The 25,269-nt window shown below is 42.5% G+C and carries 25 protein-coding genes and 1 pseudogene; 4 read left to right on the top strand and 22 right to left on the bottom strand.

The features are described 5' to 3' along the window. Positions 1 to 48: 48 nt before the first annotated feature. The 5 genes from HMPREF9421_RS04690 to HMPREF9421_RS11040 form a co-directional block, all read right to left on the bottom strand. On the bottom strand, positions 49 to 2,394 hold the full coding sequence (locus tag HMPREF9421_RS04690; protein ID WP_006595848.1) for an HAD-IC family P-type ATPase: 2,346 nt from the start codon (positions 2,392 to 2,394) through the stop codon (positions 49 to 51). An 84-nt stretch (positions 2,395 to 2,478) separates the two neighbouring features. Next, on the bottom strand, positions 2,479 to 2,865 hold the full coding sequence (gloA2, locus tag HMPREF9421_RS04685) for an SMU1112c/YaeR family gloxylase I-like metalloprotein (RefSeq protein WP_006595847.1): 387 nt from the start codon (positions 2,863 to 2,865) through the stop codon (positions 2,479 to 2,481). Between the two features lie 101 nt (positions 2,866 to 2,966). Then, complete coding sequence (locus HMPREF9421_RS04680; protein WP_006595846.1) at positions 2,967 to 5,318, bottom strand: DNA translocase FtsK; 2,352 nt, start codon at positions 5,316 to 5,318, stop codon at positions 2,967 to 2,969. 100 nt (positions 5,319 to 5,418) lie between these two features. After that, positions 5,419 to 5,961, bottom strand: a complete 543-nt coding sequence (locus tag HMPREF9421_RS04675; RefSeq protein WP_006597182.1) for a hypothetical protein — start codon at positions 5,959 to 5,961, stop codon at positions 5,419 to 5,421. Positions 5,962 to 6,039: 78 nt separating this feature from the next. After that, positions 6,040 to 6,390, bottom strand: coding sequence for a hypothetical protein (locus HMPREF9421_RS11040; RefSeq protein WP_231911635.1), 351 nt, complete (start codon positions 6,388 to 6,390; stop codon positions 6,040 to 6,042). A gap of 606 nt (positions 6,391 to 6,996) precedes the next feature. Between HMPREF9421_RS11040 and HMPREF9421_RS04665 the strand changes: the two genes are divergently transcribed. Further along, complete coding sequence (locus tag HMPREF9421_RS04665; RefSeq protein WP_006595843.1) at positions 6,997 to 7,821, top strand: peptidylprolyl isomerase; 825 nt, start codon at positions 6,997 to 6,999, stop codon at positions 7,819 to 7,821. 312 nt (positions 7,822 to 8,133) lie between these two features. Here the strand turns inward: HMPREF9421_RS04665 and HMPREF9421_RS04660 are convergent, their stop codons facing one another. Then, positions 8,134 to 9,675, bottom strand: coding sequence for an ABC-F family ATP-binding cassette domain-containing protein (locus HMPREF9421_RS04660; RefSeq protein ID WP_006595842.1), 1,542 nt, complete (start codon positions 9,673 to 9,675; stop codon positions 8,134 to 8,136). 207 nt (positions 9,676 to 9,882) lie between these two features. Here HMPREF9421_RS04660 and HMPREF9421_RS10310 point away from each other — a divergent pair. Together HMPREF9421_RS10310 and HMPREF9421_RS04655 are read left to right on the top strand one after the other, a co-directional pair. Further along, positions 9,883 to 10,113 (top strand): annotated as a pseudogene (locus HMPREF9421_RS10310) (YkgJ family cysteine cluster protein); the annotation flags it as partial. 207 nt (positions 10,114 to 10,320) lie between these two features. Continuing rightward, positions 10,321 to 12,156, top strand: coding sequence for an LPXTG cell wall anchor domain-containing protein (locus HMPREF9421_RS04655; RefSeq protein WP_006595841.1), 1,836 nt, complete (start codon positions 10,321 to 10,323; stop codon positions 12,154 to 12,156). Positions 12,157 to 12,480: 324 nt separating this feature from the next. On the opposite strand, the gene HMPREF9421_RS04650 is transcribed toward HMPREF9421_RS04655, so the two are convergent. The 7 genes from HMPREF9421_RS04650 to tmk are packed head-to-tail and all read right to left on the bottom strand — an operon-like array spanning position 12,481 to position 16,633. After that, a complete protein-coding gene (locus tag HMPREF9421_RS04650; RefSeq protein WP_006595840.1) occupies positions 12,481 to 12,834 on the bottom strand; it encodes an arsenate reductase family protein in 354 nt (117 codons plus the stop codon). A gap of 9 nt (positions 12,835 to 12,843) precedes the next feature. Further along, the gene (locus HMPREF9421_RS04645) at positions 12,844 to 13,332 is read right to left on the bottom strand and encodes a methylated-DNA--[protein]-cysteine S-methyltransferase (RefSeq protein WP_006595839.1); all 489 of its coding nucleotides are present in this window, start codon (positions 13,330 to 13,332) and stop codon (positions 12,844 to 12,846) included. After that, complete coding sequence (locus HMPREF9421_RS04640; protein WP_006595838.1) at positions 13,325 to 13,897, bottom strand: GNAT family N-acetyltransferase; 573 nt, start codon at positions 13,895 to 13,897, stop codon at positions 13,325 to 13,327. Before HMPREF9421_RS04640 ends, HMPREF9421_RS04645 begins: the two co-directional genes overlap by 8 nt. Then, positions 13,887 to 14,771 carry a 16S rRNA (cytidine(1402)-2'-O)-methyltransferase gene (rsmI, locus tag HMPREF9421_RS04635; protein WP_006595837.1) on the bottom strand — a complete coding sequence of 295 codons (885 nt, stop codon included), beginning with the start codon at positions 14,769 to 14,771 and terminating at the stop codon, positions 13,887 to 13,889. Before rsmI ends, HMPREF9421_RS04640 begins: the two co-directional genes overlap by 11 nt. A gap of 2 nt (positions 14,772 to 14,773) precedes the next feature. Continuing rightward, a complete protein-coding gene (gene yabA / locus HMPREF9421_RS04630) occupies positions 14,774 to 15,094 on the bottom strand; it encodes a DNA replication initiation control protein YabA (protein ID WP_006595836.1) in 321 nt (106 codons plus the stop codon). A 4-nt stretch (positions 15,095 to 15,098) separates the two neighbouring features. Then, positions 15,099 to 15,998 carry a DNA polymerase III subunit delta' gene (locus HMPREF9421_RS04625; RefSeq protein WP_006595835.1) on the bottom strand — a complete coding sequence of 300 codons (900 nt, stop codon included), beginning with the start codon at positions 15,996 to 15,998 and terminating at the stop codon, positions 15,099 to 15,101. Further along, on the bottom strand, positions 15,995 to 16,633 hold the full coding sequence (tmk, locus tag HMPREF9421_RS04620) for a dTMP kinase (protein WP_006595834.1): 639 nt from the start codon (positions 16,631 to 16,633) through the stop codon (positions 15,995 to 15,997). Before tmk ends, HMPREF9421_RS04625 begins: the two co-directional genes overlap by 4 nt. 172 nt (positions 16,634 to 16,805) lie before the next feature. On the opposite strand from tmk, the gene HMPREF9421_RS04615 reads away from it, so the two are divergent. Next, positions 16,806 to 17,693 carry a YitT family protein gene (locus HMPREF9421_RS04615; RefSeq protein WP_006595833.1) on the top strand — a complete coding sequence of 296 codons (888 nt, stop codon included), beginning with the start codon at positions 16,806 to 16,808 and terminating at the stop codon, positions 17,691 to 17,693. Positions 17,694 to 17,887: 194 nt separating this feature from the next. Here HMPREF9421_RS04615 and HMPREF9421_RS04610 read toward each other — a convergent pair whose 3' ends face one another. The 9 genes from HMPREF9421_RS04610 to upp all read right to left on the bottom strand — a co-directional run bounded on the left by HMPREF9421_RS04610 (position 17,888) and on the right by upp (position 25,174). Beyond that, positions 17,888 to 18,544 carry a CBS domain-containing protein gene (locus HMPREF9421_RS04610; RefSeq protein ID WP_006597187.1) on the bottom strand — a complete coding sequence of 219 codons (657 nt, stop codon included), beginning with the start codon at positions 18,542 to 18,544 and terminating at the stop codon, positions 17,888 to 17,890. Positions 18,545 to 18,739: 195 nt separating this feature from the next. After that, positions 18,740 to 19,450, bottom strand: a complete 711-nt coding sequence (locus HMPREF9421_RS04605; RefSeq protein WP_006595831.1) for an ABC transporter ATP-binding protein — start codon at positions 19,448 to 19,450, stop codon at positions 18,740 to 18,742. Then, a complete protein-coding gene (locus tag HMPREF9421_RS04600) occupies positions 19,450 to 20,214 on the bottom strand; it encodes an ABC transporter ATP-binding protein (RefSeq protein WP_006595830.1) in 765 nt (254 codons plus the stop codon). The genes HMPREF9421_RS04605 and HMPREF9421_RS04600 overlap by 1 nt, the downstream gene beginning before the upstream one ends. Beyond that, a complete protein-coding gene (locus HMPREF9421_RS04595; protein WP_006595829.1) occupies positions 20,214 to 21,161 on the bottom strand; it encodes a branched-chain amino acid ABC transporter permease in 948 nt (315 codons plus the stop codon). The genes HMPREF9421_RS04600 and HMPREF9421_RS04595 overlap by 1 nt, the downstream gene beginning before the upstream one ends. 3 nt (positions 21,162 to 21,164) lie before the next feature. Continuing rightward, a complete protein-coding gene (locus HMPREF9421_RS04590) occupies positions 21,165 to 22,034 on the bottom strand; it encodes a branched-chain amino acid ABC transporter permease (RefSeq protein ID WP_009731472.1) in 870 nt (289 codons plus the stop codon). A gap of 81 nt (positions 22,035 to 22,115) precedes the next feature. Continuing rightward, the gene (locus HMPREF9421_RS04585) at positions 22,116 to 23,273 is read right to left on the bottom strand and encodes an ABC transporter substrate-binding protein (RefSeq protein ID WP_006595827.1); all 1,158 of its coding nucleotides are present in this window, start codon (positions 23,271 to 23,273) and stop codon (positions 22,116 to 22,118) included. A 94-nt stretch (positions 23,274 to 23,367) separates the two neighbouring features. Then, positions 23,368 to 23,652, bottom strand: a complete 285-nt coding sequence (locus HMPREF9421_RS04580) for a DUF2129 domain-containing protein (protein ID WP_006595826.1) — start codon at positions 23,650 to 23,652, stop codon at positions 23,368 to 23,370. A gap of 137 nt (positions 23,653 to 23,789) precedes the next feature. Further along, entirely contained in the window at positions 23,790 to 24,380 is a 591-nt protein-coding gene (locus tag HMPREF9421_RS04575) for an ATP-dependent Clp protease proteolytic subunit (protein ID WP_006595825.1), read from the bottom strand. Between the two features lie 164 nt (positions 24,381 to 24,544). After that, positions 24,545 to 25,174 (bottom strand): uracil phosphoribosyltransferase, encoded by a 630-nt coding sequence (gene upp, locus HMPREF9421_RS04570; protein WP_006597185.1) that lies wholly within the window; start codon positions 25,172 to 25,174, stop codon positions 24,545 to 24,547. Positions 25,175 to 25,269: the final 95 nt, after the last annotated feature.

Genomic DNA, 25,269 nt, shown 5'->3' with positions numbered 1-25,269 from the left:
AGCAACAATAAAACGGTATGAACTAAAATCATAGTTCATACCGTTTTTCTATTTGTTTCTGGACTTATGCAGATGGGTCACTATGGAATAAATAAGACGATTCATCAACCATAAGACTCCTTCCATGACCAGTCCTAGGACAAGGGTCATGATCCAGCCAGTCAGATGAAGATGGCTGAGATTAAAAATGGAAGAAAATACAAAAACCGACAGGTAAAATCCAGCTATATTCAGAAGGATGATGCCCAATTTTACATGATTAAAGGGAAGGCTGAGTTGGTATACTTTTGTAAAGCCAATCAATGCCAGCAAGTAGATAGAGATGGTCGAAATTTCTCCCTGACTTAATGCAAGGAAAGGACCCAGAACCACAAGGAAAAGGACTGATATGAGATTGGTCAAGGCAGCTGGAAGAGCTTGCTCTATCACGGTTTCAATAAAGTCTCCTTCTATCCGGGCACGATTCTTCTCCAAGGCCAGCAAGAAACCTGGGATTCCAATGGTAAATCCACTGATCAAGGACATCTGAGAAGCCTGGATGGGATAGGTGAAACTAAAGAGAATGGCCAAAATAGCCAATAAAATTGAAAAAATATTCTTGACCAAAAAGAGACTCGCAGAACGTTGAATATTGTTGACCACTCGGCGACCTTCATCCACAATAGATGGCATGTGAGAAAAGTCCGAATCTAAAAGCACAACCTGGGCCACCTTTTTGGTCGCATCATGTCCCGTATTCATGGCAATACTACAATCAGCCTTTTTCATAGCGAGGATATCATTGACCCCATCTCCTGTCATGCCAACCTTATGACCATCCGCCTGCAAGCTCTCTACGAGGATTTGTTTTTGTTCTGGACTAACTCGTCCAAAGACGGTGTAGGTCCTGGCTGCCTCTACCATCTCCTCACGCGTCTTGAGCTGACTCGCATCTACGACCCGATCCGCATCTGGAATACCTGCTTTTTGAGCAACGGCAGCAACTGTAACAGGATGATCCCCTGAAATAACCTTGATGGTCACCCCTTGTTTTTGGAAATAGGCGAAGGTTTCAGGAGCAGTCGACCGAACAGGATTCTCCAAGACTATGGCTAGAAGGGGAAGGACTGGAGCTTCTAATACTTCCGTCAACTGCTCCCCCTGGTAATGCCCCAAAATAAGGACACGCGCTCCTCGTTCAATCTCTCGTTGCCACACTTCTTGGTAAGCATGGAGATCATCTCTGAGCAAGACATCCGGCGCCCCTAACAGGTAGATCCCTTCTTGGAACTGAAGTCCCCCGAATTTCTTCTTAGATGAAAAAGGAAGGCGGTCTTGAACGGGCCATACTTGGGCGGGTTGGACGGAGTGAGACTTGCGAATGGCCGTAATGGTATCATTTTGATCTTCACTTGCTTGGAGATAGTGACTTAATATTTCTTTGCCTTCTTTTTCAGCTAGTGCCAAGGGGAGGAGCTCACTTACCTGCATCCTGTGTTCGGTAATTGTTCCCGTCTTGTCTAGACAGAGGACGTCGATACGGGATAGGGTTTCAATCCCCTTCATACTATTGAGCAGGACCTTTTGAAGGGCTAAACGGGTTGCTCCTAGCACCAAGGCCAGAGTCATTAAGAGGTAGAGTCCCTCTGGGATCATCCCAATGATGGCACCGACCATAGAGGTGATGCTAACTTTGAGGGATTCTTGATTTCCTAGATAACTCTGCAAGAACAAGAGCAAGCCAATCGGGATGAGAATCATTCCGATCATTCGGACAAGGCCGTCCACTGCATGAACCATTTCAGATTCTTCGTGTCCCTTGACTCTTTTTGCGGAGATACTCAGCTGATTAATATAAGACGAATCTCCTACTTGTTCCAAGACAGCAACTGCCTGGCCTGAAATGACAAAACTTCCTGACATGAGTTTCTGATTCTCTCCTTTAGGGATTTCATCTGCTTCACCTGTTAATTGAGACTCATCGACCATGATCGAACCGTCTAGAACTTTGGCATCTGCATAGATCTGATCCCCTGCTTGGAACAAGACGACATCCCCCTCTACCACCTGGTCGACAGGAAGGTCCAGTCGTTCTCCCTCACGAATCACTCGAGCTTTCTCCACTTGAAGAAGGCGCATCTTATTCAAAATCCGACGGGACCGCAATTCTTGAACAATCCCGATCAAGGAGTTGACGACGACAATAGGAACAAATAACATATTGTTCCAAGACCGTACTAATACCAATAAGATAGCTAAAATACCAAAGACCAGGTTGAAATAAGTAAAGACATTTGAATAAACAATCTCTCTCGTCGACTTTTCAGCCGTGATGGTTACTCGATTTTGTTTGCCTTGTCTGATTCGGCTTTGGACTTGCTCATTCGTTAGCCCGCTATATCGCTTCTCTTCCATATATACTTCTTTCTTTTATCTATATCCAGTTTAGCAAAAAGGCTGTCTTCTTGCTTGGAACTAGAGACCGAAGATTTTTTATACCTACTCGTGGAGTTCCAGAGGCAAGCCATCTGGATCAAAGAAGAAGGCCATTTTGCGCCCATCAAAATCATCCACTCGTAGCTCTGTATGGGGGATTCCTAATTGGTCAAACTCTACTAAACAGGCTTGAACATCTTCTACTCGAAAAGCCAGATGACGAAGACCTGTATGCTCTGGATGAGGGAGAAAGGGTCTCTTTGGGGCATCTGGTTTGATAAATATTTCCAAGGTCAGATTTCCCTTTCGAATATTAAAGAGAATATCCTGCTTTTCTGGCCGATGGTGTTCGTCTAAAGGTTCAAAGCCCAATTTATCTACATAAAATTCTCTGGTTTTGTCATAATCGTGGCCAATAATGGCAATATGGTGAATGGTATCGAGATGCATCTGGCTATCCTTTCCTTTTTATCGTAAAGAAAACCTGCCCCTTGTACAGGCAGGTTTTTGCTATTGTCAAATATCTCATTCCTTCTTCGTTTAAAGAAAGATTAATTGGTCTGCAAGACCTTTCTTGGCTTGGTTCCTTCAGCTGGTCCGATGACACCTGCTGCTTCCAAGTCTTCCATGAGGCGAGTGGCCCGGTTGAAACCAACTGATAAGCGACGCTGAATCATCGACGCACTGGCTTTTTGGGTCTCGATCACGAGCGCTTTGGCCTCTTCAAAGAGAGGATCGCCTTCATCAGAGCCACCCATACCACCATCAAAGTCCGACTCGGATACTTCGCCTGGATCAAAGGCATCATCATAATCGGCTTCTGCCTGCTCCTTGACAAAGTTGACAATCCGTTCCACATCGTCATCTGAGATAAAGGACCCTTGTAGACGAATCGGGTGGTTTTCATCAATCGGTTTAAAGAGCATGTCTCCGCGACCGAGTAGTTTCTCTGCCCCATTTTCATCCAAGATGGTCCGTGAGTCGGTCCCAGATGAAACCGCAAAAGCGACACGGGAAGGTACATTGGCCTTGATCAAACCTGAAATAACATCAACCGATGGCCGTTGGGTCGCAAGGATCATGTGGATCCCTGCCGCACGCGCCTTCTGTCCAAGACGAATAATAGCATCTTCCACTTCTTTACTTGCCACCATCATCAAGTCTGCCAACTCATCGACAATGACCACAATCAATGGAAGTGGTACTTGCTTCATCTCAGACTGGGTATTGTACTCCGCAACCTTGGCATTAAAGCCAGCAATATTCCGAGCACCCACTTTCGAGAAGAGTTCGTAGCGATTTTCCATCTCATCGACAACCTTTTGTAGGGCCCGACTGGCCTTGCGTGGGTTAGTCACAACTGGAATCAAGAGGTGAGGAATATCATTATAGACAGAAAGCTCCACCATCTTTGGATCGACCATCATAAATTTGACTTCGTCCGGACGGGCCTTCATCAAGATACTCGAAATGATCCCATTAACCGCAACCGATTTACCAGATCCGGTAGAACCAGCTACCAAGAGGTGGGGCATCCGGGCCAAATCAAAGGTCCGAGCTGAACCATCTACAGCCTTCCCAAGAGGAATCTCAAGGAGTTTAGCTGGGTCTGTTTTGGACTGCTCCCACAATTCACGGAAGGAAACGGTCGCAATCTCTGAGTTGGGCACTTCAATCCCGACCAGAGACTTCCCTGGAATCGGTGCTTCGATCCGCACATCCTTGGCCGCAAGGGCTAAGGCCAAATCATCTGCTAGGTTGGAGATGCGGTTGACCCGCACACCGACAGCCGGCTTGACCTCATATTTGGTGACAGAAGGACCGATTTCCGCCCGTTCCACTGTCGCCTTGATGTTAAAGCTTGCAAAGGTTTCTTCCAAAATGCGGATATTTTTGCGAACGATGTTCTTCTCTTTGGATTGGTTTTTCGGTTTGTCAGGTGCGAAGAGATCAATCGTTGGAAGTTTGTACTGAAGGAGTTCCTTAGGTGTGAAGTCCACAGTGACTTCTTCATCCACATCCTCCTCAGGAAGTTCTTCCATTTCCTCTGGATTGTCTTCTGGCCAGTCTTCCGAATAACCTTCCTCTTCATTTGGTAGATAGATTTGAGGGTAGGACTCCTCTACAAGCTCTTCTGCTTCGATCACAGGTTCCATGACCTCACCTGTCTCAAGATCTACAGGATAGCCTTCTGTGCTCATGGGACTAGCTTCTGCAAGTTGCTCGATGCGGGCAGCTTCCTCTGCTTCTGCTTGAAGGGCCTTCTTCTCTTCACGCTCGACAAAGCGCTCTTGACGACGAATTTCCCGTTTTTCCATAAAGGAGTGAAAAGCTGCGACAGCCTGCTCATACAAGTCATAAACCGAATAAGAGCTCATCAAGAGAAGCCCTAGTACGATCAAGAGACCTCCAATAAAGTAAGTCCCAATGTTCGAAAGCAAGAAGGCAATCGGCGTGTACAGGATGGCACCAAGCAAACCTCCTCCTGCAAAAGAAGAGACGCGAAGATGTACAAGGTCCCCTAAGATACGTGATAAGGTTGGCCCCACAGAAGAGCCTTCAAGTTTCAAGAGGGAGACAAAGTAAGCTTGATAGATCAATAGTAAGCCTGCAAAAAGACTTAAAAAGCCAGACAAGGTTCCCTCATGCTTCTCAATCCATTTGAAAAAGAAGAGGTAGACAATAACAGCCGTCATTGCGACGTAAGCCAGACTACCTACCAAGAGCCGGATAAGGTTGTAGGTCACTAAGCCTAAGGCTCCTAATCGTAAAAAGGCGAAAATGAAGACGAGAGTTAAGACAATCGTCATGATCATTCGGCGAATTGCTTTTTTTCTTTCTATTTCTGCTTTAGACAGTCGTCTCGTCGACCGTGTTTTTTTTGATTGATTATTGTTTGCCATAACCCTTATTATACCACATTTCTAGACTAGTTCTCTAGTAAAATCCTTTTCTGCGATTTACGAAAGCAACAAGAAAACAGTACCACTCAGATACTGTTACTTATAGATTTTTCTTGGGATGGCGGTCGATGATGGCTTGATGCTCTTCCAACGCTTGCTTTCCTTTCTCCGTCAACTGATAGCCCCGAACCGAGAACTCTTGTGCCAACTCTTCTTCGGTAAAGTGATTAGCCAGAGCTTGGTTCAAATCGGCCGCTTTCATCTTGGACAAGCCAGCGACTCCTTTCTTTTTGAGAATGGCTTTTTTCATGGTCGCATTGATGTGGTCCAGCGAATCAAAAGCTGATTCGATATAAGCATACCCCTTATCCACCAAAACTTTCACATGTTCCGGCGCATGAATCCCATAGGTGTATTCAAAGTACTTGGGAAACCAAGTCTCAGTCGTAAATGTTCCAAAATGGATCCGCCACAAGAGAATGATATCCCCCGCAAGTAATCCGTCTTTGAGGAGCTCCATGTTTCTCTTCGAAACGGGCTTAGGGTCCAACAACCAAGCTCCCAAATCCCTATCAGGCGAAATATAGGGATTCACCTCATGATTTACATAATATTTTTCTAATATATCTGAAATAGTAGGCATCTGTTTCTCCATTTTAATCCTATCTCTCTTGAACTATTTATACCTTCATTTGGAAAAATTCTGTTTTGATTGGAGGATTTACAGATAATTCCCCTCATCCTTCAAGTATTGTTGAGCCTTTTGAACAATATAGAGCGACTCATCTTCTAAAATCAACTTGCGAAAAAGCTCCTTCACTCTATGCTTATCTCCTTTAAGATTAGCATTCAAGGCTTGGTAGTAAATAATTTCCAACTGCTGGTACTTGAAGTCATTGCTTAAGTCTTCAAAATAATCATTGCTTTGGTGGGCAATGGTTAAATCATAAAGAGCGAGACAGACCATTTTTGTTTTCTCAGCCAGTGTAGGGTCTGTAATGGTCAATCCATTTAACTGAGCCTCTAGCTCTTCTCTAGACAAATCAGGATCTGTCAGGACCGTTGATCGCATGAGATAACTCTCAAAAAAGTTCTTATATTTCTGCGGTAGTTCCTTCTGACTAAGTGCCTCCCTAGCTTCCTTTATGACAGTATCGAAATCTCCCACCATAAAAGAATAGGCGACCGATGTCAACTTAATATCTATCTGTGAAATGGCCTTTTTCACATTCTTGTTCAACTGAAGGTATTGCTGCCAAAAAGCTAAATCTAAGTCTACATGCAGCAAGGTGTTGCATTTGTTCGTGTAGCTCTTCTTGAGCCATTGGATAAATAAGAATAAGCCTGCAAGGACCAAAAAGAGGGCAGTAGTCTGAAGAAGAGTATATCTGACCACTAACGCAATGCAAACAATCAGAAGCATTGCCAAAAGGCCAGCAGATCTAATATAGAGTCTATAGTTTTTGCGTAGAGTTTTATACTCCAATTTGTAACCTCCATTCGTAGACTTTAATTTCACTTAAAAACAAATCAATTTCCAACAAGTAATTCACCACTCATGATACCTTATTTTCTATAGGTCCGCAAGTTGAACATAGGCCCCTCCTATGACTAGATTTGAATCAAATGAAAAATTAAGGTACAATAGAGGATAGACTAATGTGTTGAAAGGATTAATATGAAAAAATTAATTGCCCTACTTGTATTTTCCGGTTTAGCTTTGGCAGGATGTGGCTCTAATCAATCAGATACAAAGACATCCTCTAGCTCGGCTTCAGAAACTAAGCAAACAACTACTTCTAGCGTAGATGCTAGTGAACAAAAGAAATTAGATCAGCTTCGTAAGGATATCCAAGATGCGATGACCAATGAAAATGCGGTCTTTCCTCAGCTCTCCAAAGAAGTTGCTGAAGATGAAGCTGTCGTTAAAATCACGACCAACAAAGGGGACATTACCGTTAAGCTCTTTCCGAAATACGCACCTTTAGCCGTTGAGAATTTCTTGACCCACGCTAAGGAAGGTTATTATGACGGCCTCCTCTTCCACCGCGTCATTAATAACTTTATGATCCAAACAGGAGATCCTAAAGGAGACGGTACAGGTGGCGAATCTATTTGGAAAGGAAAAGATACCTCTAAAGATTCGGGAGCAGGCTTTGAAAATGAATACTCCCCTTACCTCTACAATCTTCGTGGTGCTTTAGCCATGGCCAATTCTGGACCAAATACAAATGGTAGCCAATTCTATATTAACCAAAATAAAGAAGACTGGTCCAGCAAGCTTCCAACTGAGCGCTTCCCTGCTAAAATCATCGAAGCCTATAAGAATGGTGGAAACCCTACTCTTGATGGTGGGAACTACACTGTCTTTGGACAAGTCATCGACGGCATGGATATTGTCGATAAAATTGCCGAAGCTGAAACGGACGATAAAGACAAACCAAAAGAAGATGTCAAAATTGAAAAGATGGAAGTCATAAAAGACTATGATTTCAAGAAATAATCAAAAGAGAACCGCCAGGTTCTCTTTTTAAGATATTGATAAACATTTTACATTATATTATCAAATAGATTCTTCGATACATAAAATGAATTCTAATTATTTGAGATATTCATCTACTGCAACTTTCCGCAGTGAGAAAAATGCTAGAAACATTAATGTTTCTAGCATTCGGGAGTTTTGGAACCTTAGGTCCAAAACTAAGTCATGGAACTTACTTCGAAGTTCGCTGACGTCCGTACTCACATAAGGAAAGTTTCTAAGAAGATTTCAACCTCAATCTAAAAAGAGAACCACACGGTTCTCTTTTTGTGTTTACGTCAATTCATTAAAGTCCCAGATTTGGTCCATCCAGCCTTCATAGAAATCTGGCTCGTGGCAAACCATGAGAATCGATCCCTTGTATTCTTTAAGGGCCCGTTTCAATTCATCTTTGGCATCCACATCCAAGTGGTTGGTCGGCTCGTCCAGTACCAAGACATTGTTTTCACGATTCATCAAAAGACAGAAACGCACCTTGGCTTGCTCCCCACCAGATAGTACCTGAATTTGACTCTCGATATGCTTGGTGGTCAAACCACAGCGGGCAAGGGCTGCACGGACTTCTGCTTGGTTGAGAGCTGGAAAGGCATTCCAAACTGCTTCAAGTGGTGTCTGACGATTGCCACCTTCAACCTCTTGCTCAAAGTAGCCAAGTTCAAGATAATCTCCACGCTCTACTTCTCCAGCAATCGGCGGGATGATTCCTAGCAAGCTCTTTAAGAGAGTGGTTTTCCCGATTCCGTTAGCTCCGATGATGGCCACCTTTTGATTGCGTTCAAAGGTTAGGTTCAAAGGCTTGGTTAAAGGACGGTCATACCCGATTTGAAGGTCCTTGGCTTGGAAAATGAAGCGTCCAGGAGTCCGGGCATTTTTAAATTCAAAGGATGGTTTTGGTTTCTCACTTTGCAACTCAATGAGTTCCATCTTGTCCAGCTTCTTCTGACGAGACATGGCCATATTCCGTGTAGCCACACGCGCTTTATTGCGGGCTACGAAATCCTTCAAATCAGCAATCTCTTTTTGCTGGCGCTCATAAGCCGCTTCCAATTGCGATTTCTTCATTTCATAGACTTCAAGGAATTGGTAGTAGTCTCCGGAATAGCGGGTCAACTGTTGATTTTCCACATGGTAGACGATGTTGATCACATCATTCAAGAAAGGAATATCGTGGGAAATAAGGATAAAGGCATTTTCATAATTCTGCAAGTAGCGTTTGAGCCAATCGATGTGCTCCGCATCCAAGTAGTTGGTCGGCTCGTCTAGTAGCAAGATATCAGGTTTTTCTAGCAAGAGTTTTGCCAAGAGGACCTTGGTCCGCTGCCCACCTGAAAGGGCCGTGACATCTGTCTCCATGCCAAAGTCCATGACCCCTAGAGCCCGTGCCACCTCATCAATCTTAGCATCCAAGGTATAGAAATCCCGACTCTCTAATCGATCCTGGAGCTCTCCGACTTCTTCCATGAGGGCATCCATATCTGCTCCATCTTCAGCCATTTCCATATAGAGGTCATTGATGCGAGCCTCTGCTTTAAAAAGTTCATCAAAGGCTGTCCGCAAAACATCACGCACAGTTTGTCCTTCTTTTAGAACAGCGTGCTGATCCAGATACCCAGCGGTCACATACTTAGACCACTCAACTTTTCCTTCGTCAGGCAACATCTTCCCAGTCACGATGCTCATGAAGGTCGATTTCCCTTCACCATTGGCTCCGACTAATCCGATATGCTCACCCTTTAACAAACGGAAGGACACATCCTCAAAAATAGCCCGGTCTCCAAAGCCGTGGCTTAAATTTTTCACCTCTAAAATACTCATGATTGACTCTCTTTCATTGATTTCACTCGTATGATTATATCATCTTCACAGCAAAAATTAAAGGGACTTCAACTTCCTTTAGAAATTTAAAAAAATAATTTTTAAGTAAAATATGTTAAACGATTTTGTAAAGAAATCAACATAAGATCTAACTTTTAAATTTGATTAAGAATATACCGAAATTTTCCGCCGTGAAAAAAATCAGAGTTTTTGCAGGTAGACGAGGATGGGGATAAGATCTTCAAATCTATGCCCTGTCCATTTTTAGGAGGTGACAATCCCTGATCTATCTATGATATCCGTTCCAAATCCTGTCATGTGTTCTCACATACAGATTGTTAAAAAATCTATCAAATTAATAATCTGATGATCAAAAACACTTTAACCTGTCCAGTAGCCTATCTCTTTGTTGAGAAATTAAAAGAAAATATTGAATAAAAGAGTCTTAATTCGGTTTTTTCTATATTTTATGATAGATTATTTGTGGTTTTTACGCGTTTTTTCAATAAAATATGAAAGAATTCTTAATTTGTTAGGAAATTGTTTGCAAACTAAACGCTTACATAGTACAATGTATGTGAAAATAATATCTATGAATAGGATTTTGCTTATGCATGATCCCTTTCATATAAGGAGAAAAAGTGTATGAAAAAACTCACTAAATTTGGCATCATTACAATGTCTGTCGTTGTTCTAAATTTGGTTTCACAGTCAGTAGTTCAAGCTGATGAAACTAATAGCGAACCAGCAAATGTGTCAGTGAAACTAGGTGTCACTAATTCAACTGATGCTGAGAACACGTCTTTAGGGGACAATAGGGTTGAAGCGGACACTACTAGTGACACTTCACCAAAATCAGACGAAGAGGATGCCAATGCTTCCTCACCTAAAGCTGAAGAAATCTCAACTAATATCGAAGCTACAACTGGCGGGAAAGAAGATTCAACCTGTCCTTCTGGGACTTCAACAGGCTCTGCCCCAGGCGCTAATTGCGAACCAGATGGTAGCAATATCATTGATGAAGGCGGTTACGTCAATGTTGAAGGACTTCCAGCACATTTTAGTGAGGACGGTAAAAGTGTAGTCTACAATTACACTGTAGCCTTCAAAGGAATGCACTCAAGCGATCGTGGGCAAACAGTCCGTGACATTCGTGTTCGTATACCAGAAATAGTTGGTTCTAAAGTTGATTTCACTTTAATCGGAACACGTGATGCTAATGAAAATCCTGTAGATGTCAATGTTCCAATGAAAGAGCTTTCGTACAATGAATATGCTGAGTCTACTGATGGAGAGGCGATTGTTCCAACTTCAGAAGAACTAGCAGCTGGTAAGAAACCTTCCGTTGTTAATATGAAGGAATATGAAGATTCTGCCTTTGTTCCAGGCTATTCTGACTATTATGAAGCTTATAATGATAGAGTTAGTACATATGCTGTTAGTTCACAAACATTGAGATCAACAGCTCTTCGAGTATCTGTGACCGTACCTTTGGAGGAAGCTAAGAAGATCAAGTACTTACCAATCGACGTGAGATTTGCTTGGAAATGCTCTCAAGAAGGTGGGATTGGCTCATATGAAGAAGGTTGCCAAAGTCTAGAAGAATATCATCAAATTCAACCATATTATCAAGACAGCAATGGGAAAGCGACTTATGGCGCCCTAGCTAATCCAAGTTTAGTAGATGATACTTATGTTCAGAATGACCATCTAATTAGGTCAGTTTCAAACCCAACTACTCATATCACACCAAATAACGGTGACTGGAAAACTATTCCTCATGATGTTAATATTAATCCTGAGACCTTCTTTAATTATGTTAAAATTTTTAATTTGAAATACAATCGTGCTGTTAAATATTATGCTTCAGAGTTTGAAGATATGGCTGACCAGGATGTTTCTACGCTTCACTATGGAGATGTAGTAGTAGATTATGTGATCAAGGGAACAAATCAGTCTATCAAGGAAACATATAAAGACACACCATTAACTTCTATTTACGGATCTGATGGAAATCTTGTGACCTATAATGCTGCTGAAAACGCAGATGAGCGTCCGTCTTCTATCACTGTAGATGGTAAAAAATACAATCTAGTTGGTGTTTCTTCAACATCTGCACCTGAAACAGGTCAGTTAAAAGAAGGTACAACTCATGTTATCTATGAGTATGAGAAAGAATCGGATCCAAAACCAACTCCGGATCCTAAACCTACTCCAGATCCTAATCCAACTCCAGATCCTAAACCTACTCCAGATCCTAAACCAACTCCAGATCCTAAACCAACTCCAAATCCAGAGCCAGCTCCAAAACCTGTTCAACAAGAAAACGTTCAATCTTCTGAGCAAAAATCAGCCCCGGAAAAAGCTCAGTTACCAAATACAGGAACTTCTGATTCGCCATTAGCTATGAATCTTCTTGCTATTTTAGCTGGAATCTTTGGTATTTCACTTTTCAAAAAAAGTAAAAAATCAGAGAGCTAAGTAAATAGTTTTATACAAGAATCTGGGATAATAATCTCTTGGCCCCCAAAAAAGCAACTGATTGTACTGCATCCCAAAAGTTAGACAGAAAAAATCAAACTTTGGCACTGCACCTATAAAACGAGACACAAGAAAACACTCCTGTTGAAATCTGGTAAACTAGAAACAGGAGTGTTTTGTTATGGTCAAAAAAGCATATTCAGTAGAAACTAAACTAACCTGTATCGAAATGACCAGTCTCCTGTAGAGTACAGAAAACTGGTCGCATAAGAGGGGGGCTCTTGTCCCATTATTGGGGTGCAGTGCCTCCAACTCCCTTTTCTCTTACAAACCTAAGTCTGAGTAGGGTTTCCGATAGCCCACTTGAACAACTTTTCCATCTTTCACTAAGAGAGGGCGTTTGATCAGCATGCCATCGCTAGCTAAAAGAGCCACTGCTTCTTCTATCGAAAGCTGGTCCACCTTGTCTTTCAAGCCCAATTCTCGATACTTCATCCCACTGGTGTTAAAGAAGGATTTGATCGGTAGGGAAGACTCCGTGATCCAGGTTTGCAGTTGCTCACTGGTCGGTGTGTCTACCACGATATCTTGGCTATCAAACTCACAGCCTAAGCTCGTTAATTCCGATTTCGCCTTGCGGCAGGTCGAGCATTTTGGGTATTCAATAAATGATAACATCTTTTCTCCTTATTCTTTCCAAGATATGGACTCATGTTGCAACAGCCAACGTTTGCGATTTAGACCAGCAGCATAGCCTGTCAACTTTTTCTCTGTCCCCAGTACTCGGTGACACGGGATGAGGATGAGTAAGGGATTCCGACCTACTGCTTGACCAACTGCTTGGGCCGATCTGCAAGACAGGGCTCGGGCAATCTCTCCATAAGTCCGACTCTCCCCATAGGGAATCTGAGTTAGGTAGGTCCAGACTCTTTGTTGAAAGTCTGTCCCTTTAGGAGATAGAGGAAAGGGCATGGAAGGATTTTCCCCTAAAAAGTATTGATCCAGCCATTCAAAGACAGCTTCATGAAGAGGCTGACAAGCTTCCTTGATATGATCAAGCCCTTGTTCACAATTTGCTTGGTCACAAAACCAGATCCCAACTAGGCTTTCCTCATCCACCACAACAGATAGAGATCCCAAAGGACTCTGATAGAGTTGCCGATAGAACCTAGTCATTTTGAGACTGTTCTGCACGGTAGTCCCAGCGATCGTCTTCACTGATCACTTGGAAGAGACTGGTTTCTGCCTTTCGCTTGATCTTCTGATAAGCGAGACGAACCCCATCGATGGGTACCTTTCCACAGTAATGGAAGCCTAACTTCTCTAAAAGATGTTGCATGACCTTGTTGTCAGGATGGGTATCACAGCGAAAATCTGGGCCTTTCTCTCCTTCGATCAAGCCTTGAAGGAAGGTTTGGGCTACCCCTCGACCAGTAGCTTCTTTGGCAACAGCGATCCGGTGGAAACTGATATAGAGATAGTTATCATGTTCCCATTTTCCATCATAAATGTCATTATAAGCAGCTTCATTTCCCTTATAGAGAGCAGCATAGGCAACGATTTCTTGATTCTCTACAGCTACATAACCACGGCTTTCTAGTATATCCTCAAAAATGATTTCTTGATCCGGATAACCATCCTGCCATTGATCCACGCCAGCTGCAGCTAAGCTGTCCTTGCCATCTTGGATGATTTCCATAATCCGATTGATTTCATTGGGATAGGCCATTCTAATTTCCATCAGACTCTCCTTTTTCTTCCTCTTGGTGGTAACGGGCATAGAGATCACTCTTTTGCAGCCCAAATTGTTTGGCAACCTGTTTAATTGCCTGGTTCTTTTTCATGCCAGACTGGACCAGTATATCAATCTCTCGGATCAGATCCACTTCTTCTAGATCTGGCTCCTGCTCACAGGCCCCCTCCACAATTAGAAGGCACTCCCCCTTGAGGGGATTTTCCTCTAGGTAAGGCACTAACTCTGCGATGGTCCCTCGCGTGTACTCTTCATAGATCTTGGTCAGTTCTCGGACCAGCACAACCGGACGGTCTCCATAGACTGTCAGCATATTTTGAAGCGTCGCACGAACCCGGTGCGGGGACTCATAAAAAATCTGAGTCTCAGGATAGTCTCGTTTCTCCTGGAAAAAGGACTTTTGCTGCCCTTCTTTTCGCGGGAGAAATCCATAAAAGATATGTGGCTGGGGAGCCAAGCCACTCGCAATTAGACCCGTAATCCCGGCGCTCGGACCAGGAACTGCCACAACAGGGATCTCTCGCTCAATAGCCGCCTTGACCAGGTCGTGACCTGGATCCGAAATACTAGGCAGTCCTGCATCCGATACCTGGGCCAGGTCCTTTCCAGACTCTAAATGAGCTAGCAAATCAGGGATTTTCTCCATGGCATTGTGCTCGTGAAAGCTGGTTTGTGGCGTCCTAATCTCAAAATGCTTGAGCAAGAGTCCTGTATTGCGTGTATCTTCCGCTGCTATCAGATCCACCTCTTTTAGAGTTTGGATCATGCGGTAGCTCATGTCATCCCGATTGCCAATTGGAGTTGGCACTAAAAAGAGAGTCCCTGTCGCTTTATCCCCTTTAAAACTTCGTTGAATCTGCATGTTTACTCCCTAAATAACAATTCATCACAGAAAATACACTCTTCATCATTTTCACGACGTTGACCATAGGAGTCTGTACAAACATGAAATCCATCATTGTAAATTCTTTGTAAATTTTCACGACCATTGCGATGGAATTTAGGGGAGCTGGTTTTCTCCACTTCTCCTAAGCGCTCTCTCAATTTATCATTTTCAAGACGCAGAGCAGTATTTTCCTCGACAATGAGCTTGAGATTTTTCTTTATGGCTTCAACCTCTGCTAAGGTGATTAATAATTCCTGGGAGAAGCCATCCAAAGCATCAAATAATTCTTTTTTATTCATCTCTTTACCTTCTATTTTTCAACTGCAAAACCATATACTCAAGAGAATTTTGGAAACTTACATTGCGTTCCCACATTTGTTTAGCCAAGACCAAATGTTCTAGATAATCTCTTCCTAGAGCAAGACTGATGGAGCGGGCAAAGAGCAACTCCAACAAGCGGAAGGCCTGGGCCTGTTTTTCTTTATCATCTGTCTCTTGTACTAAGCGAGATACAAGTAGGTAAACATGAGGATCCACTTTTAGACAGGCCGTGACAAAGTGCTCACACTCCCTTGCCAAATCGAAAAAGGCTGAACTCTGAGCAAGGGTTTGTGCTTCTTGAAAACCTTGACTAAAGTCGGCTAACAGATTTGCCTGTTGAAGGAGCAGACCTTCCTGAAGGAGATACTCTTTTAGGAAATCCTGGTTTTTCGGAAAATGGACCTGCTGCGCCCGACTTTTTATGGTCGGGAGAACCAATTGCTCATCTGCTGTCAGCAGAAAGATATGAACTTCACTCTGAGGTTCTTCAATGACCTTGAGAAGAGAGTTGGCCGCATTGACATGCATCCGGTCTGCATCGCAAACGATAAAGACTTGCTTGGATCCTTCGTAGCCTGACTGAGAAAAATGCTGAATCAAATCCCGGATCCGATCCGTTTTGATGATTTGATTGACCGGTCGGATAACCGTTACATCTGAGAATTCATCCTCTTCAATCAAGCGACAAGCACGACAAGTCCCACAGGGCCAAACACCCTTCTTATCTGTACAAAAGAGACTTTGGGACAAAAGCTGGGCCATCTCAAAACTGCCAAAATCTCCTGTAAAGAGATAGGCATGGCTCAAGCGGTCTTGTTCTAAAATAGCTTGGAAGCGATCGACTAACTGAGGTTGAAGTTTTTGCACTTGTTCTACCTTCATTCACTGATCTCCAAGACTTCTTTGACTAGAATCCAAGTATCCTCGACCACCTTATCAAAAGGTTGACTGGCATCAATTTTCACCACCCGTTGTGGTTCTTTTTCGAGGATGACCAGATAACCTTGGCGAACTTTCTGATGGAGACTGAGTCCTTCTAGATCCAGGCGATTGACTTCGCGGCTAGCACTCTTAGCAATTCGAGCCAATCCTTCTTCTACATCGATGTCAAAATAGAAAGTCCGGTTTGGCTTGAGACCATCAGTCGCAAACTGGTTCAACCATTCAATATCCGTTACTGCTAATCCACGGCCAAAGCCTTGGTAAGCTACCGAACTATCGATAAAGCGATCCATGATGACGAGCTTCCCAGCTTCCAAAGCTGGAAGGACACGTTCTGCCAAGTGTTGGCGACGACTGGCGATGTAAAGAAGCAACTCTGTCTTTGGATCCATTTCTGTATGGGAGGGATCTAAGATGACTTCTCGTATTTTTTCTGCAATTGTGACCCCTCCCGGTTCCCGCGTAGTGATATAGGCGATTCCTGCCTTTTCCAAGCGTGGTAACAAGGCTTCTAAAACGGAGGATTTTCCTGCGCCTTCTGGTCCTTCAATTGAAATTAATGTTCCTTGCTTCATTCTCTCTTCTTAACTTTCTATGATTATTTCTCTTGCTTGTTTTACTTCCTCCTATTTTACCAAAAATAGGGGTAAAAATCCTGTCCCAATCAGTGAAAATTGATGAAAATAATTTCCTATTTTTCATTTTTTTTGGTAAAATGTATGGTGAAAAACGATTAGGAGAACGAGCATGTTTAAGGTAAAAAATATTCTAACCATTATTTTTGGGGCTGGCATTTTTTCTTTTGGAATCTTTTTCCTCGTGATTCCATTCCACTTTTATGAGGGAGGGGCTACAGGGATTACCCTGATCACCTACTACCTCTTTAAAATTCCCGTTTCAGTCATGAACTTGGCCATTAATATTCCCCTCTTTTTCCTGGCCTGGAAACTACTGGGTCTCCGATCCCTCTATCTCAGTTTGATTGGAACTTTTTCGGTCTCTACTTGGATGGCCATCTTCGAGCTGATTCCTGGAAGTCATCATCTTCAAAATGCAGTCTTCACTGCTCTTGACGGAGACATCCTCCTAGCCTGTATCGGATCAGGGGTTATCCTTGGAACTGGGCTGGGGATTATCTTCAACGCTGGAGGAACAACAGGTGGAACCGATATTGTCGCACGTATCTTTAACAAGTACACGACACTTTCTATGGGACGCCTTATGTTGATTGTGGATGCCATCGTCTTGGCAACTGTTTTGATCGTCTTTAAGGACTTCCGAATTGCGGCCTACACCCTCCTCTTTATCCTGATTGACACCGTCGTCATTGATATCGTTGGTGAAGGAGGCTTTGCAGGGAAAGGATTCCTCGTGGTGACTTCTAAACCGGATGAAATTGCCAAACAAATCACGACTGATTTGGGCCGAGGGGTCACATTCATGAACGGCATGGGCTATTATAGCCAACAAGAAATGAAGATTATCTACTGCGTAGTCTCTCGGAATGAAATGAAACAAATGAAAGACTTGATTAATAAAATTGATCCATTTGCCTTCATTACCATTACAGAAGCCCACGAAATCCTAGGAGAAGGATTTACATTGGATACCAACAAGCAACCCATTGCTCGCTAAAACAAAGAGAGAGTGGGACAGAAATCGGTAATTCGATAGAATTCGATTTCGTCGTCCCACCTCCGCACAGTTGAGTAGGGCTGTAAAAGCTGATGAAATCAGCGTAGTAGAGCCCACTCAACCACTGCGTCTTACTCGACAATCAAAAAACAATTGAGAGGCTAGGACTTTTGTCCCAGCCTCTCTTTGTTTATTTAAAATGCTTTTGCAGATGTGCGACTAATTTCATCCACACCAATACCATTTTCTTCAAATTTCTTCTTGATGACTTCTGTATCGGTAATGCCGTCAATTTGAACTTCAATGACCACACGATCATCCTTGGTTGGGATATTGACCGTATTGGAGATATTCAACCCTTCTTCTACGATCAAATGGATGATTTTTTCAAGAACGCCCACCTTGTCTTCTGTCACAAAACGAACACGAACTCCTTCTTCTCCATAACCGGATACTTCGAGGAAGGCACGAAAAATATCACGGTCGGTAATCACACCAGAAACTTGTTCATTGTCTACAACCGGAAGAATCCCCACCTTGTTCTTATACATGAGATAGGTCGCATCTTCAAGGCTGGCAAATTTTGAGACAGTAATGACATCACGAAGCATGACGTCCTTAACTTTGGTTTTATTGAGCAGGTAGTTCATTTCAAAAATAGAAAGACTCGTTGCTTTTGATGGACTCGCTTCTGCAATCGTACCTTCTGTCACCAAACCGACCAATTTGTCATTTTCAATGACCGGCAAGCGGTGCAAGCCTTGTTCCCGCATCAAATCTGCCGCATGAGCAATTGTTGTATCTGGACTAATATAGACTACTTTACGGGTCATAAAATCTTTAACAGCCATAACCATTCTCCTATGCTTTTGTTAGTTTTATTATACTTGATTTTTAGTGCTATTTCAAACGCTTTCAGCAGTTTTCTCTTGTTTTCAAAATTCAGAATTGCCTAATAATCCTTGCATTCAGCCCTATGAAAACTAAATTCTCTAATTGCAGATAAACTATTTTTAAAAAAGAGCCCAAGGGCTCTTTTTTATCCGTTATCCACCAAGGTAGGCCTTGCGGACATCTTCTGAGGCTAAGAGTTCTTTTCCTGTTCCGGAAAGAACCACTTTTCCTGTTTCCAAAACATAACCGCGGTCTGCGATGGCAAGGGCCTTGTTGGCATTTTGCTCAATCAAGAGAACAGTTGTCCCTTGTTTTTGAATATCTTGGATGATATCAAAGATTTCTTGGATAAAGATTGGGGCCAATCCCATAGAAGGTTCATCCAACAGCAAGAGTTTTGGCGTCGACATGAGTGCACGACCCATTGCGAGCATTTGTTGTTCCCCACCAGATAGAGTAGCGGCATCTTGGTTCTTCCGTTCTTCCAAACGTGGGAAACGTGAGAAGACTTTCTTCAAGTTAGCTTGATTTTCTTCTCGATCTTTCTTCAAGAAAGCTCCCATTTCCAAGTTTTCCATAACGGTCAAGCCTGGAAAGACGTGGCGACCTTCTGGAACTTGAGAGAGTCCAGCAGCTACAATTTTTTGAGCCGGAACCTTTTGAATCTCCTGACCCAAAAACTCGATTTTCCCAGCACTTGGACGCACCAAACCTGAAATGGTACGAAGAATAGATGTTTTCCCAGCACCATTGGCACCGATAAGAGAAACAACTTCTCCTTCATTGACTTCGAAACTGACATCACGGACAGCCTGGATCATGCCATAGTGTACAGAAAGATTTTCAACTTTTAACATAGACATTAGGCTTCACCTCCTAGATATGCTTCGATTACGCGTTTGTTATTCTTAATTTCTTCTGGCGTACCATGGGCAATCAAACGACCATATTCCAATACATAAATCCGTTCGGTTACTTCCATGACCAAGCTCATATCGTGTTCGATCAGCATGATCGTAATATTAAATTCTTTTTGAATGCGACGGATAAGTTGGGTTAATTCTGCAGTTTCTTGAGGATTCATCCCTGCAGCAGGCTCATCCAAGAAGAGGATCTTTGGCTCTGTAGCGAGGGCACGAACGATCTCTAAGTGGCGTTGTTGTCCGTAAGCTAAGTTCTTAGCCAAGGTTTCTGCTTCTTTTTCCAAACCAAATATCGCTAACAATTCAAGGGCTTTTGCTTTCAACGCTTCTTCATTTTTGTAATAGCTTGGCAAACGGAACAGACTAGCAAAGACATGTGGTTTGTGGTGATTGGCAAATGCAATTAAGACATTGTCCAAAACGCTCAAGTCTTTAAAGAGACGGATATTTTGGAAGGTCCGTCCAAGACCACCAGAAGCGATTTTATAAGGTGCTTTACCGTTTAATAGGTGCCCATCTAAAGTAATGGTTCCTTCACTTGGTTCATATACCCCTGTTAGGAGGTTGAAGAGAGTTGTTTTACCGGCACCGTTGGGTCCGATCAAACCAACTAATTCCCCTTCATTGAGTTCCATGGTCACATCCCCAACGGCTGTCAAACCACCAAAGTTTTTTGTTAAATTTTTTACTTCAAGAAGTGCCATTAGTTAGCCTCCTTTTTTGAGAGTAGTTTTTTCAAGCTAAATTCCCATGTTCCTAGAAGACCACCTGGACGGAAGATCATGACGAGAATCAAGGCAAGAGAGTAAATGATCATACGTACGCTTGAGAAGTCTTGAAGCACCATGTTCAAGATCCCCAAGACGATGGCTGCCACAACTGTTCCTGACATCGATCCCAAACCACCGAAAACGACAATGATCAAGACATTAATGGTATTGGTGAAAGAGTAATCTTTAGGAACAACGGAACCGATAAAGCCAGCTTGAAGAGATCCAGCAATCGCTGCTGTGATCGCACCAAATACAAAGGCAATGACTTTGACTTTTGTCGTATTGATCCCAACAGATTCTGCTGCGATTTCATCTTCACGAACAGAAAGGGTAGAACGCCCAATTGGACTGCGTAAGAAGTTAATCGTAAAGATCGTTGTAATCACGACAAAGAGGTAAACCAATTGCCAGGTTGTAAAGGCTGGCAAACCAAGGATACCTGCGGCACCATTTGTTAGAGTACCACCATTGACAATCAAGATCCGGATAATTTCTGAAACCCCAAGTGTTGCAATCGCCAGGTAGTCTCCTTTCAACCGAAGGGTTGGAACCCCAACGATCAAGGCAACGAGACCTGCAATCAAGGCTCCTAAAACCATAGCGCCAAAGAAAGCTCCGTAGGTTGGCGATTTAGAACCGAGAATAGCTGCAGAGTAGGCACCAATGGCCATAAATCCGGCATGACCGAGTGAGAATTGACCTGAAAAACCAACGATGAGGTTCAAACCAACTGCAAGGATGATATTAATCCCGATTTGTTCCAAAATTTGGATATAGAAGAGGTTGAGGACACCTGCTGCAACCAAGACTTGGATCAAGGCAAAACCTGCAATCAAAAGACCAAGCCAGACTAAATTCACTTTTAAATTTTGTTTCATGGCTTACACCTTCTCTTTCACATTTTTACCGAGGATACCTGCAGGACGGATAAGCAAGATCACAATCAAGATGGCATATACAATAGCATCACGGAAGTCTGAAAGACCAATCGCTGTAGCGAAAGTTTCCAATAAACCGATGACAAAGCCACCTAGGGCCGCGCCTGGAATGATTCCGATTCCTCCAAGAACGGCTGCGACAAAGGCTTTGATCCCTGGTGTCATCCCCATCAAAGGTTCGATTGAGTTGTAATACAAACCGATTAAAACCCCACCAGCACCCGCTAAGGCTGATCCCAAAGCAAAGGTAAAGCTGATGGTCCGGTTTACGTTAATCCCCATCAATTGAGCGGCATCGCTATCAACAGAAACGGCACGCATGGCTTTCCCCATCTTTGTCTTTTGGATAATAAATTGAAGAGCGACCATCAAGAAAATAGACACTCCTAAGATCATCAACTGAATGTTAGAGATCGAAATGGGACCAAAATTGTAACGAACAGTTTCAATGACTTGTGGGAAGGAACGGGTATTGGCCCCTACAAAGAAGACCATCCCGTATTCGAGCAAGAAGGAAACCCCGATGGCTGTAATCAAGGCTGCAATCCGAGTTGAATGGCGAAGCGGACGATAAGCCAGATATTCAATCACAACCCCTAAAATAGCTGTCCCGACCATAGCCAGAAGCAAGGCTACAAAGAAGTTAACCTTCAATGAGTTTAATAAGAAATATCCCATAAAGGCACCTACCATGTAGATATCCCCATGGGCAAAGTTGATCAATTTGATAATTCCATACACCATAGTATAACCAAGGGCCAAGAGTGCATAGACACTTCCCAAGATTAGACCGTTCACTAATTGCTGGAGCATTTGAACCATCCTTTCTAATAATAAAGAGCGAGGCTAGGAATTTTCATTCTCCCAGCCTCTTGTACAAACAACAAATGATAATTAAGGTTTAACCGACTCAACTGACTCAACTTTACCATCTTTTAAGCCAATCATAAGTGCAGATTTAACCGGATTATGGTCTTTGTCAATAGACATTGTACCAGTAACACCTTCCAAGTCTTTCAACTTCGCAAGGTTGTCTTTCAATTCGACAGAGTTCTTAGCACCTTTAGATGCTTCTGCAACCATGTAAACTGAATCATACGCCAAAGCTGCAAACATTGAAGGTTCTTCGTTGTATTTTGCTTTATAAGCTTCTACGAATTTCTTGGCTTTATCAGTCATTTCACCTTCAGTAGAGAATCCAGCTACGTAGTAGATGTCTGTAGCTGCAGCAGGTGTTGCTTGTTCAACGAATTTAGCATCGCTAAATCCATCACCACCAATGATTGGTTGTTTGATTCCCATACCACGTGCTTGGTTTACGATTTTACCAGTTTCAGTGTAGTACCCTGGAAGGACAATCGCATCGAAGTCTTTGTCTTTGATTTTTGTAAGAGCAGCTTGGAAGTCTGTATCCTTAGATTGGAAAGTTTCTGTTGCTACGATTTCACCTTTATAAGATTTCTTAAAGGCTTCAGCAATCCCTTTAGCATAGTCAGATGAATTATCGTAATAAAGAACAACTTTCTTCGCTTTCAAGTTATCCGTTGTATATTTAGCAATGATTTGTCCTTGGAAGCTATCGATGAAGGTTGCACGGAAAAGGTAATCTTGACCTTTTGTCAAATTATCTTGTGTTGCTGATGGTGTTACCAATGGAACACCTGCTTTACCAGCATTCGCAACAGCTGCGGCAGTGGCACCTGAAGTAGCAGGCCCTACAAGAGCGTTCACTTTTGATTGAGTGACAAGGTTTGTAGTGATTGTAGCTGCTTCAGCTGTTTCAGATTTGTTATCTTTGTCTGTGACAACAATCTTCTTACCATCAGCTCCACCATTAGCATTGATTTCATCAACGGCTAATTGAGCACCTTTTTGTTCAGCACTACCATATGCTGCTACTTCACCAGTTTTTTCAAAGTTAAAACCGATTTTTAGTTCTTTGCCGATTTCGTTACCAGTTGTGTTTGAACCTGAAGTTGAAACTTCTCCACAGGCCGCAAGAAGAGCGACACTTGCAATTGTTAAAAATGAAAGAGCAAATTTTTTCTTCATTTGTAATAATCTCCTTAAATAAATCTAAAAATTAAATATATATTAAGAATATACCGAATTATCTGAAAATTGTCAACATAAAAAACGCAATCCTCTAAATGATTGCGTTTTCTACTCGTATTTCATCCTGTTGACGATGCAAACTTCCTACAAAATCACGATCCAATTCTTGAATATGGCAAATTTGAACCTTCTTCACGAAGCGTTCCTTTTTTAATTGCTGCACGATTTCAAGGACTTGAGAACTATCGATATAGACTTGTACATAGCGCATTTTTTTGGAATGATAAATCACATCCCCAATTGCCTGTAATTTTTTTGCATCACGATTATAGTACAACTTAACAATTAAACCTGTTCTTGCTTGTTTCTCAAACATACATTGTCCCTTTCTGGTTCTTCTACCAGTATAGCAAATTTCAAGTAAAAATACTATATTTTTCAAAAAACTCTCTTGAAATAAGAAAATCTCCTCTATATTATTTTAGAGGAGATTTTTGCTCTGCAAAAGCTTGATTAGCCTAAATTGTTATTGGACATGATTTCATCGATAAAACCATAGGCCAATGTTTCTTCAGCAGTCATCCAGTTATCGCGTTCCGCATCTGCGTGGATTTTCTTGAGGGTTTGCCCAGAATTTTCCGCCAAGATTTTTTCCAATCTGTGACGTGTTTTCAAGAGGTGTTCTGCTGCAATCGCCATATCTGTTTGTTGGGTACCACCGCCAGTTCCACCCATTGGTTGGTGAATCATGTACTCCGCGTTTGGCAACATGAAGCGTTTGCCTTTAGCACCACTTGACGCAATCACAGTCCCCATGGAAGCCGCCATTCCCATAACAATGGTTTGGACATCTGATTTGATAAAGTTCATGGTATCTACAATGGCCAGCCCTGCTGAAACAGACCCACCCGGTGTATTAACATACATGTAGATATCTTTGGTATTATCTTGAGCATCCAAGAAAAGCAATTGGGCAATAATGGAATTGGCCATTTGATCTTCTACTGGTCCTGTTACCATGATAATCCGGTCTTTTAAGAGGCGAGAATAAATGTCGTATGAGCGTTCCCCACGACTAGTTTGTTCAATTACTACTGGAATCATTGATTCATCTCCTTTTATCCAATTTCACCAGTCCCCTTCTTCTTTGGGGACCGGCTTTCTTTCGAGAGGTTCTTCACCTTCGATCTTTTCTAAAAGCTATTATATCCCATTGGTCAACAAAGGTCAAATTTTTACTTTCTTTCAAAGACTTTCAGGAGATGTAATTATTTTGTACCAAAGAGACGGTCCCCTGCATCTCCCAAACCTGGAACGATATAGCCGTTTTCGTTCAGGCGTTCATCCAAGGCTGCTGCAAAGATTTCGACATCTGGATGAGAGTCTTGGAAAGCTTTCACTCCTTCTGGAGCTGCAACCAAGCAGACAAATGTAATATGGCTGGCACCACGTTTCTTCAAGGAATCAACAGCCAAGATAGCTGAACCACCTGTAGCCAACATTGGATCCACGACAAAGATATGGCGTTGGTCGATATCTTCTGGCAATTTCACCAAGTATTCGACCGGTTTCAAGGTTTCTTCATCGCGATACATTCCGATATGCCCAACTTTGGCAGCTGGTACTAAACTCAAGAGTCCGTCTACCATCCCGATTCCCGCACGAAGGATTGGGACAATCGCTAGTTTTTTACCAGCAATTTGTTTTTGAATTGTTTTGGTAATCGGTGTTTCGATTTCTACATCTTCTAGTGGAAGATCACGCAACACTTCATACCCCATCAACATGGCAATTTCATCTACTAATTCACGAAAAGCCTTTGTAGAGGTATCAGTCCGACGCAAAATAGACAATTTATGCTGAATCAGTGGATGTTTAATAACTTCAAGTTTTCCCATTGTGGTTCCTTCTTTCTCTATATTCATCTTATTATATCAAAAAGGAAGAAAAAGGCCTACAAATATGCAAACCTTTTCTTTTCTTATTTTAATGT

Source organism: Streptococcus australis ATCC 700641 (genome assembly GCF_000186465.1).
GTDB classification, from domain to species: domain Bacteria; phylum Bacillota; class Bacilli; order Lactobacillales; family Streptococcaceae; genus Streptococcus; species Streptococcus australis.
Note: the sequence above shows the minus strand (reverse complement) of the source record. Positions and strands in the feature narration are given on the sequence as shown.

What these genes read in the sequence shown, in the direction of transcription:
- HMPREF9421_RS04690 (WP_006595848.1), bottom strand. Translation starts at nt 2,394, where the DNA reads ATGGAAGAGAAGCGATATAGCGGGCTAACGAATGAGCAAGTCCAAAGC.
- gloA2 (WP_006595847.1), bottom strand. Translation starts at nt 2,865, where the DNA reads ATGCATCTCGATACCATTCACCATATTGCCATTATTGGCCACGATTAT.
- HMPREF9421_RS04680 (WP_006595846.1), bottom strand. Translation starts at nt 5,318, where the DNA reads ATGGCAAACAATAATCAATCAAAAAAAACACGGTCGACGAGACGACTG.
- HMPREF9421_RS04675 (WP_006597182.1), bottom strand. Translation starts at nt 5,961, where the DNA reads ATGCCTACTATTTCAGATATATTAGAAAAATATTATGTAAATCATGAG.
- HMPREF9421_RS11040 (WP_231911635.1), bottom strand. Translation starts at nt 6,390, where the DNA reads ATGCGATCAACGGTCCTGACAGATCCTGATTTGTCTAGAGAAGAGCTA.
- HMPREF9421_RS04665 (WP_006595843.1), top strand. Translation starts at nt 6,997, where the DNA reads ATGAAAAAATTAATTGCCCTACTTGTATTTTCCGGTTTAGCTTTGGCA.
- HMPREF9421_RS04660 (WP_006595842.1), bottom strand. Translation starts at nt 9,675, where the DNA reads ATGAGTATTTTAGAGGTGAAAAATTTAAGCCACGGCTTTGGAGACCGG.
- HMPREF9421_RS04655 (WP_006595841.1), top strand. Translation starts at nt 10,321, where the DNA reads ATGAAAAAACTCACTAAATTTGGCATCATTACAATGTCTGTCGTTGTT.
- HMPREF9421_RS04650 (WP_006595840.1), bottom strand. Translation starts at nt 12,834, where the DNA reads ATGTTATCATTTATTGAATACCCAAAATGCTCGACCTGCCGCAAGGCG.
- HMPREF9421_RS04645 (WP_006595839.1), bottom strand. Translation starts at nt 13,332, where the DNA reads ATGACTAGGTTCTATCGGCAACTCTATCAGAGTCCTTTGGGATCTCTA.
- HMPREF9421_RS04640 (WP_006595838.1), bottom strand. Translation starts at nt 13,897, where the DNA reads ATGGAAATTAGAATGGCCTATCCCAATGAAATCAATCGGATTATGGAA.
- rsmI (WP_006595837.1), bottom strand. Translation starts at nt 14,771, where the DNA reads ATGCAGATTCAACGAAGTTTTAAAGGGGATAAAGCGACAGGGACTCTC.
- yabA (WP_006595836.1), bottom strand. Translation starts at nt 15,094, where the DNA reads ATGAATAAAAAAGAATTATTTGATGCTTTGGATGGCTTCTCCCAGGAA.
- HMPREF9421_RS04625 (WP_006595835.1), bottom strand. Translation starts at nt 15,998, where the DNA reads ATGAAGGTAGAACAAGTGCAAAAACTTCAACCTCAGTTAGTCGATCGC.
- tmk (WP_006595834.1), bottom strand. Translation starts at nt 16,633, where the DNA reads ATGAAGCAAGGAACATTAATTTCAATTGAAGGACCAGAAGGCGCAGGA.
- HMPREF9421_RS04615 (WP_006595833.1), top strand. Translation starts at nt 16,806, where the DNA reads ATGTTTAAGGTAAAAAATATTCTAACCATTATTTTTGGGGCTGGCATT.
- HMPREF9421_RS04610 (WP_006597187.1), bottom strand. Translation starts at nt 18,544, where the DNA reads ATGGCTGTTAAAGATTTTATGACCCGTAAAGTAGTCTATATTAGTCCA.
- HMPREF9421_RS04605 (WP_006595831.1), bottom strand. Translation starts at nt 19,450, where the DNA reads ATGTCTATGTTAAAAGTTGAAAATCTTTCTGTACACTATGGCATGATC.
- HMPREF9421_RS04600 (WP_006595830.1), bottom strand. Translation starts at nt 20,214, where the DNA reads ATGGCACTTCTTGAAGTAAAAAATTTAACAAAAAACTTTGGTGGTTTG.
- HMPREF9421_RS04595 (WP_006595829.1), bottom strand. Translation starts at nt 21,161, where the DNA reads ATGAAACAAAATTTAAAAGTGAATTTAGTCTGGCTTGGTCTTTTGATT.
- HMPREF9421_RS04590 (WP_009731472.1), bottom strand. Translation starts at nt 22,034, where the DNA reads ATGCTCCAGCAATTAGTGAACGGTCTAATCTTGGGAAGTGTCTATGCA.
- HMPREF9421_RS04585 (WP_006595827.1), bottom strand. Translation starts at nt 23,273, where the DNA reads ATGAAGAAAAAATTTGCTCTTTCATTTTTAACAATTGCAAGTGTCGCT.
- HMPREF9421_RS04580 (WP_006595826.1), bottom strand. Translation starts at nt 23,652, where the DNA reads ATGTTTGAGAAACAAGCAAGAACAGGTTTAATTGTTAAGTTGTACTAT.
- HMPREF9421_RS04575 (WP_006595825.1), bottom strand. Translation starts at nt 24,380, where the DNA reads ATGATTCCAGTAGTAATTGAACAAACTAGTCGTGGGGAACGCTCATAC.
- upp (WP_006597185.1), bottom strand. Translation starts at nt 25,174, where the DNA reads ATGGGAAAACTTGAAGTTATTAAACATCCACTGATTCAGCATAAATTG.